Source organism: Spirosoma aerolatum (assembly GCF_002056795.1).
Taxonomy (GTDB): domain Bacteria; phylum Bacteroidota; class Bacteroidia; order Cytophagales; family Spirosomataceae; genus Spirosoma; species Spirosoma aerolatum.
In genome coordinates, this window is record NZ_CP020104.1 from 6735814 (window position 1) to 6748131 (window position 12318).

The 12318-nt window shown below is 48.5% G+C and carries 10 protein-coding genes; 6 read left to right on the top strand and 4 right to left on the bottom strand.

What is annotated here, in order from left to right; all coding sequences use genetic code 11:
• Positions 1-11: 11 nt before the first annotated feature.
• Positions 12-767: an SDR family NAD(P)-dependent oxidoreductase gene (locus tag B5M13_RS27980; RefSeq protein WP_080058801.1), complete on the bottom strand. Its 756-nt coding sequence runs from the start codon at positions 765-767 to the stop codon at positions 12-14.
• A 298-nt stretch (positions 768-1065) separates the two neighbouring features.
• Between B5M13_RS27980 and B5M13_RS27985 the strand changes: the two genes are divergently transcribed.
• The 3 genes from B5M13_RS27985 to eboE all read left to right on the top strand — a co-directional run bounded on the left by B5M13_RS27985 (position 1066) and on the right by eboE (position 4691).
• Positions 1066-2055: a glycosyltransferase family 2 protein gene (locus B5M13_RS27985; RefSeq protein ID WP_080060106.1), complete on the top strand. Its 990-nt coding sequence runs from the start codon at positions 1066-1068 to the stop codon at positions 2053-2055.
• Positions 2056-2222: 167 nt separating this feature from the next.
• On the top strand, positions 2223-3386 hold the full coding sequence (locus tag B5M13_RS27990) for a 3-dehydroquinate synthase (protein WP_080058802.1): 1164 nt from the start codon (positions 2223-2225) through the stop codon (positions 3384-3386).
• A 78-nt stretch (positions 3387-3464) separates the two neighbouring features.
• The gene (gene eboE / locus B5M13_RS27995) at positions 3465-4691 is read left to right on the top strand and encodes a metabolite traffic protein EboE (RefSeq protein ID WP_080058803.1); all 1227 of its coding nucleotides are present in this window, start codon (positions 3465-3467) and stop codon (positions 4689-4691) included.
• 192 nt (positions 4692-4883) lie between these two features.
• Here eboE and B5M13_RS28000 read toward each other — a convergent pair whose 3' ends face one another.
• The gene (locus B5M13_RS28000; RefSeq protein WP_080058804.1) at positions 4884-8084 is read right to left on the bottom strand and encodes a TonB-dependent receptor; all 3201 of its coding nucleotides are present in this window, start codon (positions 8082-8084) and stop codon (positions 4884-4886) included.
• A gap of 260 nt (positions 8085-8344) precedes the next feature.
• On the opposite strand from B5M13_RS28000, the gene B5M13_RS28005 reads away from it, so the two are divergent.
• The 3 genes from B5M13_RS28005 (at position 8345) to B5M13_RS28015 (ending at position 11005) form a co-directional block, all read left to right on the top strand.
• Positions 8345-9727 carry an alkaline phosphatase family protein gene (locus tag B5M13_RS28005; RefSeq protein WP_080058805.1) on the top strand — a complete coding sequence of 461 codons (1383 nt, stop codon included), beginning with the start codon at positions 8345-8347 and terminating at the stop codon, positions 9725-9727.
• Positions 9728-9853: 126 nt separating this feature from the next.
• Positions 9854-10390 carry a hypothetical protein gene (locus tag B5M13_RS28010; RefSeq protein WP_080058806.1) on the top strand — a complete coding sequence of 179 codons (537 nt, stop codon included), beginning with the start codon at positions 9854-9856 and terminating at the stop codon, positions 10388-10390.
• Positions 10391-10495: 105 nt separating this feature from the next.
• Complete coding sequence (locus B5M13_RS28015) at positions 10496-11005, top strand: hypothetical protein (RefSeq protein WP_080058807.1); 510 nt, start codon at positions 10496-10498, stop codon at positions 11003-11005.
• 28 nt (positions 11006-11033) lie between these two features.
• On the opposite strand, the gene B5M13_RS28020 is transcribed toward B5M13_RS28015, so the two are convergent.
• The gene (locus B5M13_RS28020) at positions 11034-11243 is read right to left on the bottom strand and encodes a hypothetical protein (RefSeq protein WP_080058808.1); all 210 of its coding nucleotides are present in this window, start codon (positions 11241-11243) and stop codon (positions 11034-11036) included.
• An 89-nt stretch (positions 11244-11332) separates the two neighbouring features.
• Positions 11333-12256, bottom strand: a complete 924-nt coding sequence (locus B5M13_RS28025) for an SMP-30/gluconolactonase/LRE family protein (protein ID WP_080058809.1) — start codon at positions 12254-12256, stop codon at positions 11333-11335.
• Positions 12257-12318 lie beyond the last annotated feature (62 nt).

A 12318-nucleotide genomic window follows, 5' to 3' on the forward strand; every position in this document is an offset into this window, starting at 1 on the left:
CGGTTCATCGATTATTGCTTCCGGTGAATCGTTTGTGCGCCTGCCTGCGCCCCCGCCAGTATCGTCATATCTGCAATGGTCACGTGAGCAGGCGCTGTAACGGCAAACACAATGGAATCGGCTATATCCTCGGCTGTAAGCGGGGTAAAGCCCTGGTAAATTTTAGCTGCCCGCTCTGTATCGCCTTTGAAGCGTACCATCGAAAATTCGGTTTCGACCGCTCCCGGAGCAATATTTGTTACCTTAATACCGTGCTGGGTCATATCGAGCCGCATACCTGAACTGATGGCTTCGACGGCTGCTTTACTGGCGCAATATACCGCTCCGTTAGGATACGTTTCCTTGCCGGCTACCGAACTTAGGTTTACAATATGTCCCCGTTTTCGCTCAACCATGCCGGGCATAACGGCTTTCGACACATACAGAAGCCCCTGCACATTCCCATCGATCATCAGATCCCAGTCGGCCGGATCACCATCCTGAATCGCCGACATCCCATAGGCATTTCCGGCGCTATTTACCAAGATATCAATGGCCTGCCACTCTTCCGGTAGTGTATTAATCGACTCATAAACTTCTACCCAGTTTCGTACATCGAAGTTCAGGGTGGTTACGTCGGTCTTTTTACTCAATAGATTCTGTAATTCATCCAGCCGCTCCTGTCGACGGCCGCAAAGAATCAAACGGAATTCGAGGTCAGCGAAAGCTTCGGCGGTAGCGCGGCCAATGCCAGAGGTAGCGCCGGTGATCAGTGCAATACGAGACATGAAAAATGAAGAAATAGATGATTTTGCAAAGATAAACTACCTACACCCTTTTCGGTCTGGCATGAATTTTTTGTGAGGTATAGGCCGTAATATCCCCAAAATCATCAACAATAAATTACCTGTTTCTCAACCGATTAAACAAAATAGCTTTTTTTATCAAAACAGGCCTCGCGAATTGGTTAGGTTTTTGCAAGGCTATGATCAGGCCGTGATACTGATTGAAAACGAGATCATTGATTCAGGTTCAATCGGCCTTACGGTGCTGCCAAATCAAGTTCTTGCGTTATTACCTGTTTATATGCTACCTGAATTCTCGGTTGTGATCCCAACGTATCAGCAACCGGCTTTACTGCTTAAATGTCTGGATGCGTTGGGGCGTCAACGGCTCCCACGCGATCAATTTGAGGTCATTATCGTGGATGAAGGCAATTCGCCCGAGACCGAAACGGCCGTACAACTTTTTACCAAACAGGTGGCCCGTAATGGAGGTCCCCTTGAGGTGCGTTACCTGGCTCAACCCGAACGGCGTGGCCCAGCGGCTGCCCGAAACCGGGGCTGGCGAGCAGCCAGAGGTCGTATTATTGCCTTTACCGATGACGATTGCTTACCCGAATCCGATTGGTTATCCGCAGCCCTTACCTGTTTTCAGCGCGGTGCTCAAGTCATGAGCGGGCAGTTACGCGTCCATTTGCCCGAACATCCGAGTCCACTGGATCGGACAGCCACGATTCTGAAACGGGCCGAATTTATGTCGGCCAACTGTTTTTGCCGGAAATCGACGCTGGAGCGGGTGAATGGCTTTGAAGAAGCATTCGACACGGCCTGGCGAGAAGATAGTGATCTTCAGTTTAAATTCATTCAAGCTGGTATTCCGATTGGCAAATGCCCCGAAGCGATCGTGATTTACCATATCCGGCCCTGCCCCTGGTACGGTCTGCTCCGCGACGAACGCAACAATTGTTACGATGCACTCCTGTACAAACGTCATCCAAGCCTGTTTCGGGAACGAATTCCCTCCTACCGGCGGCAGATCGTCCAGTATTATGTTTCAGTTATCAGCATAATGGCTAGCCTGGTCGGTTTATGCCTCGGTGAATGGGGTTTAGCCATGATTGGGTTAAGCATCTGGGCTATTCTCTCCACAGATCTGATCATGCGTCATTTACCCCAGGAAACACTGACCTGGACAACAGCCAAACATGCCATCATCACCGCTTTGGCTACTCCTTTTTTATCCGTTTACTGGCGATTATACGGTGCCGTGAAGTATAAAGTATTGTATTTATAAGCAGGGCCAGGAGCAGGGTGTATAGAGCGGGATAAATAGTTTGCTCCATGCATCCTGCTCCTGGTCCTATTCTCCCTGCTAATTTTCCCCTATTTAATGAACCATTAAGGATTGGATTGTATTTTTGGTAGGTAAAGCCAGTATTACTCAACTAGCTTTATCGGTTCATGGATCATTTGCATCAGTCTTTTAGCGTACGCTTTTCGTATAGTGTTTTTTTTACCGAGCGACTTTTCGACTCGGCCAATACCGTTTTTGCCGACTTTTTTAAACAACAATTGGCCGGAGGTGCTCGTAAAAAGCTTCTTTTTGTTATTGATTCGGGCGTCATTGCGGCCCATCCCTCTCTACAGACAGACATTACCCAGTACTTCGCGCAAGAAACTGATAATCTGGACCTTATTCAGGATATACTGGTAATACCAGGTGGCGAAACGGCCAAAAACGACCCTGATTTTGTCGAAACAATTGTCAATGCTGTTGATCGGTACGGGATTGACCGCCATTCGTATGTGGTTGCCCTGGGTGGCGGTTCGTTGCTCGATCTGGTTGGGTATGCGGCTGCTATTTCCCACCGGGGTATTCGCCATATTCGGATTCCGACTACAGTGCTATCGCAAAACGATTCGGGCGTTGGGGTAAAGAATGGCGTCAATTACCGGGGCAAGAAAAACTTCCTCGGCACGTTTGTACCGCCTGTAGCCGTATTCAACGATAGTCAGTTTTTAACCACGTTGGATGATCGCGACTGGCGGGCCGGTATTTCGGAGGCTATTAAGGTAGCGTTGATTAAAGATGCCTCGTTCTTTGAGTGGATCGAACAACACGCCGAACAACTGGCCGCCCGCGACATGACGGCGATGCATTATCTCATCCATCGGTGTGCGCAAATGCACCTCGACCATATTGCCGGGGGCGATCCGTTCGAAATGGGTTCATCACGACCTTTGGATTTTGGCCACTGGAGCGCACATAAACTCGAGCAGTTAAGTGATTTTGAAATCCGGCATGGCGAAGCGGTAGCGATTGGTATTGCCATGGATAGTTTATACTCAAATCGGTTAGGCTGGATTAGCGATACCGACGCAAACCGGATACTTGGTACCTTGCGTACGCTTGGCTTTTCACTCTATCATCCCATGCTCGACTTTAACGACAGCGAAGGGGTTTTAAAAGGTCTTTCGGAGTTCCGCGAACATTTGGGTGGTCAATTGACCATCATGTTGTTGAGCGCCATCGGTAAGGGGGTAGAAGTCCATGAAATGGATGCAACCCGCATTCGGCAGGCGATCGCAACGCTACGGGAAAACGAATTATCAGCTATCCTTTAATAAACACCGTTTTTTTAACGACATGTACGATGGCACCCTGATGCTGTCTTCGCTAAAATTCTGTGGATAAAGCTTATTATGAAAACATCGCTGGGCCACCTCGGATACTGCACCAACATTCATGCGGGTGAAAGCTGGGCCGATCATTTTGCGGCCATCCAGCAGGCCATACCCGAGCTAAAGCAGCGCTTATCGCCCAATGCTCCGTTTGGTATTGGCCTCCGCCTGTCGAACCAGGCCAGCGAAGAGCTTGAGCTTCCCGAAAACCTGGTCGCTTTTCAGCACTGGCTCGCCCAAAACGATTGCTATGTGTACACAATGAACGGATTTCCGTTTGGTGGTTTCCATGATACAATCGTAAAAGATCAGGTGCATGCGCCCGACTGGACAACCGAAGCGCGGGTTGAGTATACCAAACGGTTATTCCGCCTGCTCTCCGTGCTGTTACCGGTTGATGAACTAGGTAATGCCATTCAAGGTGGCGTATCGACATCGCCCCTCTCGTATCGGCACTGGTTTGAGTGGGAACAGCCTGCCGCCCGCGATTATATTTTTTCGCTTACTACGCAGAATATCCTCGAAGTGGTAGCAGAACTGGTCCGGCTTCACAAACAAACCGACCGGCTTATGCACCTCGATCTGGAGCCTGAACCCGATGGCGTTATCGAAACAGCGGATGAATTTATCAGTTGGTTTACGGATTATCTATTGCCAATGGGCATCGAGCAACTCACCAACGAATTTGGGATGACCGATGCCGAAGCCGAAGCTACCATCTGCGAACACGTTCGGTTGTGTTACGATGTCTGCCATTTTGCAGTGGGCTACGAACGCCCGGCTGAAGTACTTGATAAACTGAAAGAATATGGCTTACGGGTCGGCAAAATTCAGATTAGCGCGGCTCTAAAAGCACAATACCCAGATGATCCGGCAGGGCGTACCGCCGTTCGACAGGCGTTCGAGCAATTCAACGAACCGACCTATCTGCATCAGGTCGTTGCCCACTCAACCGACAATACATTGGTTCGATTCCCGGATTTACCAGAAGCCCTTGCCGCATTAAATGAATCGCACAGCGAATGGCGATCCCACTTCCACGTCCCGCTGTTTGTGGCCGACTATGGGCTCCTGCAATCCACTCAAGACGACATTGTGGAGGTGCTGCGGCTTCAGGCTGAACGACGCTTTACCAACCAGCTTGAAGTAGAAACCTATACCTGGGGCGTATTGCCTGATGATCTAAAGAAAGAGCTGGTCGACTCCATTGAGCGCGAAATGAAATGGGTCATCGAGCAAATAGAGTAGGTACAGGCTACCAATCAAGAAAATTAAAAACCCCTAAATTCCATGAATAGACTTTAGGGGTTTTAATGAAGCGGTTTTACACTTTTCCTATTAGTCAAAATGAGCGCGTTTTTTGTCATTCCTCCTGCGTCGGAATGACAAAAAACGCGCTCATTTTAAATGTATCTTCAAAAGTTCAGACAGCTTCAATATCTAAAAAAAGCTGAAGCGTGCGCCAAGCTGAACCTGGAATGGATCGCCCGAAGGTGTAACAGCTCCTGTATTGTTAACCCGGTAATTATACTGCGGCACTGCTGCGTTGAAGCCCGGTAAGGCAGCAGTGGTGCTCGTTGCCGGAACGCTCAACGCATACAGTGCCTGCGTACCCAGCGATTTGTTCGTTCCCCAATCTCTTTTCAGCAAATTCGTAAAATTGAATACGTCGGCCGATAGTTCAAGGGCATAATTCTTCCCGAACCTGAACCGTTTTAGCGCCCGGATGTCCAGTACACCGTAGAAACCATTGATCCCACCATTCCGCTCGGCAATCCGGCCTGAATACGTATTGATATACTCTTTCAGGCTCTGGCTGGCAGCAGGGTTATCGAGTAGCGCTTGCAGACCTGTCCGAACGTTGGCGGCTACTTCGGGATTGTTCCGATCAAATACAAAAGCCAGATCGTTAGTCGCAACGAAGTCACCGTTGGTATTAGCGCCTGACAGCAATGAGTAGCGTGTACCGCCAATACCCGTATAACGGAAGCCCAGCGTAACGCCAAAGAATGACGGCAACGTACCGTATACGACCACCTTGTTTCGGAAATGGTTATCGGAATACGTCATGGTGCTCAGATTGCGTGGATCATCTTTTACGGGCAGCACCAGCGTAGCCGTGTTGGCCACGTTACCATTGTAGGTAACATTGTCGCGGGTATCGTTCCAGGTGTAGCTCGCCGTAATTTCGCCATCCCGGAAATATTGCCACGTAGCATCGACCACAGCCGCAAACTGATTCACCCGGCCTTCGCTGTTCAGTTCCAGCACCCGCCCCAGTCGATTGCTGATACGCCCCTGCTGCCAATCGCCCACACCTGTCGATGGCATGGAAGCCAGCGGTACATATACCCCCCGATTCGCTTCGTTGGTCAGTCGGAAGAATGGTTCTGCCACCATATTCCGGTCGATGTACATATAGTTGTTACGACCCAGCGACATGTACCCCGACACACCAACTTTTAATCGGTCCGTCAGGAAGCGTGAATACGAGATATTGGCCTTGTAGAGTACTGGTATTTTAGCGTCGGGGCCAGTCATGTTAATGGTTGGCACCTGAAACTGGGCCAGCGTCGGAATACTGGAAGCATTTTGTCGGTAGGCTGCAAAATCTGGCGTCGGTACGTTGGCCCCCCGCACATCGACCGTAGCAAAGTGCTTACCATCGAAGGTCAGGTTGTTGATTAGCATATAGTTGTTAATATCCGACGCAAACACGCCTGCCCCCAGCCGGATAAAGGTGCGGTGTTCGTTATTAACGTCCCAGTTGAACTGAATACGCGGCTGCGCAATGAACGATTTGATCTGGTTGTCGGTGCGTAGTTTCAGTTCATCAAATACCACCTGATTAAACTGCGCTTTGGGGTAAATCGAATAGTCGAAACGCAGACCAGCGGTCATTTCCAGTTCCGGCAGCAGGTGCGTGTTGAGTTGTCCGTAGGCACCCAGGTTGTATATATTGCCGTAAACGGTCGGATCGGCCACGAGAGGCACCTCACGGTAGAACCGATACGGCTTGAGGTTATTGAAATTATCGAGTGCCGACCCAGAAGCGTCGTTGATAAAATGGAACCGGCCATTTACTTCACTGCCGTACAGCGATTTAGCGTGTGTGTACATCAGATCGGCGCCGAACGTGTACTGAACTCGGTCGGTGTTGTAGTAAAAGTTGTCGACCAGTTGCAGCACATCGTTCGTAAACCCTTCCTGTGCAAAGCGATGACCACCCATCTGAATATTGGTCGACAACGTTTTTCCGTCCACCGTCGATGTTACGTTCTCTACGATGTTACGTGGAATATTGGCGGCAGGCAACTGATCGCCAGGACCACTTTTCTGATAGGTGTAGAGATACTGGAGCTTCAGCTCGTTAGTTATCTTGGGCGAAAACGTCGTACGGAGCGTAGCCAGCAAACTGTTGTCAATGTTATAATCGTTACCGTACGACTCATAGATGTTGATGGCTGTATTGTCGGCCAATCCTAATTTATTCCGGTCGTTGGTATAGTTGTCGCGGATGGTCAGCAGGTTATTGGCGTTGATCTGCCAGTCGATGCGGGCGAAGGCTGCATCAGTACCCCGGTTTTTGGGGAATGTACCGAATTGCTGCGTATTAGCCACTCCATACTTGCTACGGGCAATGTCTACATAGCGATTGAGTGTTGCATTGGTCACGTTAAAGCGGCTTTCGTCGAGCGGTGTCTGTACATCGGCGATAATGAGCGGGCGCGAATCCTGCTGATGGTCCCATACAACGAAATAGTGCAGTTTGTCCTTGATAATTGGCCCGCCTAACGAAAACCCAAACTGATTGGTCGAGAACGGTACATTGCGCACGTTACCACGAATGTCATACTTACTCGACAGCCAGTTGGCTCGGGTGTAGTTGAATACGCTCCCGGTTAGTTTGTTGGTTCCTGCCTTCGTTACCGCACTCACCAGACCACCCCCAGCCCGACCGTAAACGACATCGTACTGGTTGGTGATTACCTTGAACTCCCGAACGGCTTCAATCGAGATGGAGTACGGTGCACCGCTACGGCTGGTTGTTGCTCCGGCCGACGTTGGGTTTTTAGCCGTCATTCCGTCAATGGTGTAGTTGGTGGATGAGCCAAGCTGCCCCGACAGGCTACCGCTACTATTGGTGAGGGGCGACAGGTTAACGAGCTGCGTAAAATTTCGGCCATTGACAGGCATCGAAATCAGCGTTTTGGCGTTGATAGCTGTAGCGGCCCCCAGGTTATCTGTTTTGTTTTTCAAACCTGATGCCACGACCTGCACCACTTCAAGAGACTGATCGGCTTCCTGCATAGTCAGGCTGATTCGAATGGCGTCGCCCTGGTTGACCATGTAGCCCGACCGTTTTTGTTCCCCATAGCCAATAAACGTAACCCGTATCGTATACGGCCCGCCTAAAGGAATTTCCTTAAATGCGTACTCCCCTTTGGCATTGGTTACCGTTCCGGTCGTAAATCCGGTCGATTCGTTGCGCACCTGGACCGTAGCACCAGGCAATGGTGATTTCTCTTTTTCAGAGATCACCCCCGAAATAGAAGCTTGTGTAGTTTGTGCTAGTGTTTCGTTGATGAAAAAACTGGATAAAAATAGAAGGATAGCACTAAATAGTAGGCCTTTTTTCATTTGACAACTGAGTAGTTATGAGTTGCAAAGAGAGTACCCGCGTTTTAACTGAATTTTAACCTACGCTTACCTTATCATTACCATTATACAAAATGGAGTTAACGATTTAATTACATCAGAAACTATCAGGCCAATAAAGCAATCAGTATGGTAGAATAACTATTTTCACGCTTTATTGCAGAGAACCATAACGGCCTCCAAAACCGTTTTACGGGCAAATTCAATACTTTTACAGGAGATTTTCCTTCGTTCAGATAACCATGCAAAAGACCGTAGTACTCGACGTTGTAGGGCTGTCGTACTCGCTCATTGGCGAGCACACGCCTTTTCTGAAACAATGGTTTGCCAGCAAACATCAGGCGACCATCGATCCGATGCTTCCGGCTGTTACGACCTCCGTTCAATCGACCTATGTAACAGGCAAATGGCCGAGCGAAACGGGAATTGTCGGCAATGGTTGGTATGACCGAACGGATAGTGAGGTAAAATTCTGGAAACAGTCGAACAAGCTGGTAGCGGGTGAAAAAATCTGGGAACGGGCGAAGAAAATCGATCCCAATTTTACGGTTTCCAAGATGTTCTGGTGGTATAATATGTACTCTACCGCTGATTTTTCGGCCACTCCCCGCCCCCAGTATCCATCCGACGGCCTGAAAATTCCCGACTGCTATACCCACCCCGGCGACCTTCGCGATAAACTACAGAAAGAGCTGGGTACATTTCCACTTTTTCAGTTCTGGGGCCCAGCCACCACCATCAAAAGTAGCCGATGGATTGCCGATGCATCTATGCTGGTTGATAAGTGGCACCACCCGACTTTAACCCTGATTTACCTGCCCCATCTGGATTATTGCCTACAAAAATTCGGTCAGGATTTTTCTAAAATTGCCACAGATTTACGCGAGATCGACGACGTTTGCCGCGACCTGATTCAGTATTATGAGAAAGAAGGCGCGGAAGTGATTGTGTTGTCGGAGTATGGCATTACGAATGTCGATAACCCGATTCATATTAACCGCATTCTGCGCGAAGCGGGTATGATCCGCTACCGGGAAGAACGAGGGCTTGAAATGTTCGATGCAGGCGCTTCTCCCGCTTTCGCTACACCCGACCACCAGATTGCCCACGTATACATCAACGATCCGTCGGTGTTTGATAAAGTTCGCTCGTTACTCGAAAAAACACCCGGCATCGAGTTGGTGCTGGATAAGGAGCAACAGAAGCAGTACCATATCGATCACGAGCGCTCGGGAGATCTGGTCGTGGTAGCCGATGCCCGCAGCTGGTTCACCTATTACTACTGGCTCGATGACGCGCGCGCTCCCGACTACGCCCGGCTGGTTGCCATTCATCAAAAGCCGGGGTACGATCCGGTAGAGATGTTTATGGACCAAACGAATCCGTTCATTAAACTGAGAGCAGGCTATAAACTGGGGCGTAAATTACTTGGCTTCCGATACCTGATGGACGTTATCTCGCTGGATGCTACCCTCGTAAAGGGTTCTCACGGACGAGTCGGTACAGCTCCCGAACATCACCCGGTTTTTGTCAGTAATCGAAATGTTGGAAAATCCCTGTCGGCTATTTCCGTTTACGATCAGATCTGGGAGACGTTATCAGCCAGCATATTAGTCAGCAAATAATGAATAATGTCTAATGCAAAATGTATAATAAATAAGGGCACTACGACAATTATTCATTGTACATTTTGCATTAGACATTATTCATTACTTATTGATTATTTGGGCGAAAGCGCCTAAATTAACTCTATGAAAGCGATCGTTCCTCTTTTACTATTGCTCTCGGCTTGCTCTACTCATCGACCGGTGGCCGTGAATGTTCCTGCCGACGGTGCCGAATATTATCAGGCCAGCCAACCGATTGCGGGCTACCAGCAACGTCTGTATCCAGATCCACAGGGTGGTTTAGGGCATTCGCAGGACCCAGATATTAAAGTTACCGACATTCGTTTGACGGCTAGTTATACGGTGCTGTACATGACCTTTGGTAAAGACCCTCACGGCCACGACAACAACTATTATGGCACCAGCAGCATTTCTTTCAATTCGAAGGCTGTATTGGCGACATCCGATGGAAAGAAAACCTATGCGCTGGTTAAGACAGAAGGGATTCCTATATCGCCCGAAACCCGCGATATTAAAAATGATGAAAAAGTGCCGTTTATTCTATATTTCGAGCGGCTGGACAAGGGAGTTGAGTCGTTCGATCTGTTTGAATGCAAAAGTGATGCTCAAAACTCCTGCTTCAATGTAGCAGGCATGACTGTACGTAATCCAATCGATTGAGTAACATAGCAGCCAAAATAATCTATCTTTTTCTGTTCATATATACACCGAATCCAGTAATCTGGCGTTAATTTTATAGTTTCCAGTCGATTATACTGTTTGATTATGGTGTTGATTACCTCCGTAAGCCGTCGCTTACGCACTCCTCTTTTTTTACTTATCAGTCTGTTTATCACTGTGCTTACCTTTGCACAGGTCAACTTAACCTATCGGTTGCTTAACGGATATACGCTGAGTAGTGAGGCATCGGTCAATAAGAACAAACCTACCGTATTCGTACTCGGCGAAACCGAAGCTTTTGAAAAGGTTTTTAATCCAGCCGTTACAACCAAACGCCCCGATGCTCTAAATTTCACGAAAGAAACGGCAATTGGTATTGTTCTTCCTCCCACAACCAAGCCACCTAAACTTTCGATCAGCAAAGTCTTTGTTCAGGATTCAGTTTTAACGGTACGTTATATACGGCTAGCGGATACAACGCTGACACAGCACCCACAATCAATCGCTACTCAGCCTTTTTTACTGATAGCAGTGCCAAAGCATAACTTCCTGAAGACCAAGCTTGTCGAAAACGGTAAAGTCGTACAGATTCTCAAAAGACCGGAGGAAGACTAATTTCCCTGTCTACTTACTCACCGACTGATTAGTCGTCGTAGCTAAAGTCAGATTCCAGTCCGAAATGGATGCCCTGCAAACTGGCAATTGCCGCTGACAGATGCTGAAGCGCATCGCCCACGCGGTCTGCATCTGGATGGTTGGCGTCGACCTGCCTCTGCAGGCTGCTAATCATCGACCGTGTGGCTTCCAGTTGGGCTATTGTCTGGTAAAGAACGGGCTTTTGTTCAGGATTCATGCTTAGCGGATTTGGTTTGACAATACACACCCAACTTGTCTTACACGGTTTCTGTTTAGAATAGTCTCAAAGCGCACGCTTGCAGTCATTTATTCCACACCCTTCACCCGCATTGGCAACGTGTAGATTGATTCTGAAGCAGTGATGAACAGCGTATCCCGTTTTTTCCCGCCAAAGCAGATATTTCCCACCCAGCGTGATGGTACGGGAATATTACCCAGCTTTTTACCAGATGGATCGTATACCGTTACGCCACGGCCAGAGATGTATAAATTCCCCTGGTTATCGAGCGTCATACCATCGGACCCCTGCGAAATAAATAGCTGGCGATTTCGAAGCATCCCATCGGACCCGATTTCATATTTATAGGTTTTGCTGTCCCGAATGTCGGCTACATATAAATACTTCCCATCAGGCGTTCCAACAATACCATTGGGTTGTTTTAAATCGCCATCGACCACGATCGCTTCCGACTTGCCTTTGGGAAGATAATACACCTTTTGCCCGTCGATATCCGGCTTCTTCCGCTCCCAGTAGTCACGCTGATAATAGGGATCGGTAAAGTAGATTCCGCCCTTAGGGTCGATCCACAAATCGTTTGGCCCGTTCATGCGCTGCCCCTGAAAATTGGTCATCAGTACCGTCACTTTCTTATCAGGGCTAATCGACCATAACTCGTCTTTTTCATCGGCACAGGAAATGATATTGCCTTTTTTATCGAAATAAAGCCCATTGGATCGCCCGGTTTTGTCCATATAAAGCGACAGGTTTCCATCGGTATCGTATTTCCAGATTTTATCGTTTGGCTGATCGGTAAAAAAGATATTCCCTTTCTTGTCGACAGCCGGACCTTCGGTAAACGCAAACTGGCTCGATATCTTCTGAAGCGTAGCACCGGGGGCTACTACCTTTATCGTATCCAGCCCACTCGTGTTCGTCTGTTGCGCCATTACCTGGCCCGATATAATTAGAAGGCCTGTCAGTATAAAGCCTGTTTTAAACGAATGAATCATAGGAAGTGAGGAAAAACGTTTTCTAAATCAGTAAGTCTGGTTGCCAGGAAAACTAACCGGCT

What these genes read in the sequence shown, in the direction of transcription:
- B5M13_RS28010 (WP_080058806.1), top strand. Translation starts at nt 9,854, where the DNA reads ATGAAAGCGATCGTTCCTCTTTTACTATTGCTCTCGGCTTGCTCTACT.
- B5M13_RS28015 (WP_080058807.1), top strand. Translation starts at nt 10,496, where the DNA reads ATGGTGTTGATTACCTCCGTAAGCCGTCGCTTACGCACTCCTCTTTTT.
- B5M13_RS28025 (WP_080058809.1), bottom strand. Translation starts at nt 12,256, where the DNA reads ATGATTCATTCGTTTAAAACAGGCTTTATACTGACAGGCCTTCTAATT.
- B5M13_RS28000 (WP_080058804.1), bottom strand. Translation starts at nt 8,084, where the DNA reads ATGAAAAAAGGCCTACTATTTAGTGCTATCCTTCTATTTTTATCCAGT.
- B5M13_RS28005 (WP_080058805.1), top strand. Translation starts at nt 8,345, where the DNA reads ATGCAAAAGACCGTAGTACTCGACGTTGTAGGGCTGTCGTACTCGCTC.
- B5M13_RS27980 (WP_080058801.1), bottom strand. Translation starts at nt 767, where the DNA reads ATGTCTCGTATTGCACTGATCACCGGCGCTACCTCTGGCATTGGCCGC.
- eboE (WP_080058803.1), top strand. Translation starts at nt 3,465, where the DNA reads ATGAAAACATCGCTGGGCCACCTCGGATACTGCACCAACATTCATGCG.
- B5M13_RS27990 (WP_080058802.1), top strand. Translation starts at nt 2,223, where the DNA reads ATGGATCATTTGCATCAGTCTTTTAGCGTACGCTTTTCGTATAGTGTT.
- B5M13_RS27985 (WP_080060106.1), top strand. Translation starts at nt 1,066, where the DNA reads ATGCTACCTGAATTCTCGGTTGTGATCCCAACGTATCAGCAACCGGCT.
- B5M13_RS28020 (WP_080058808.1), bottom strand. Translation starts at nt 11,243, where the DNA reads ATGAATCCTGAACAAAAGCCCGTTCTTTACCAGACAATAGCCCAACTG.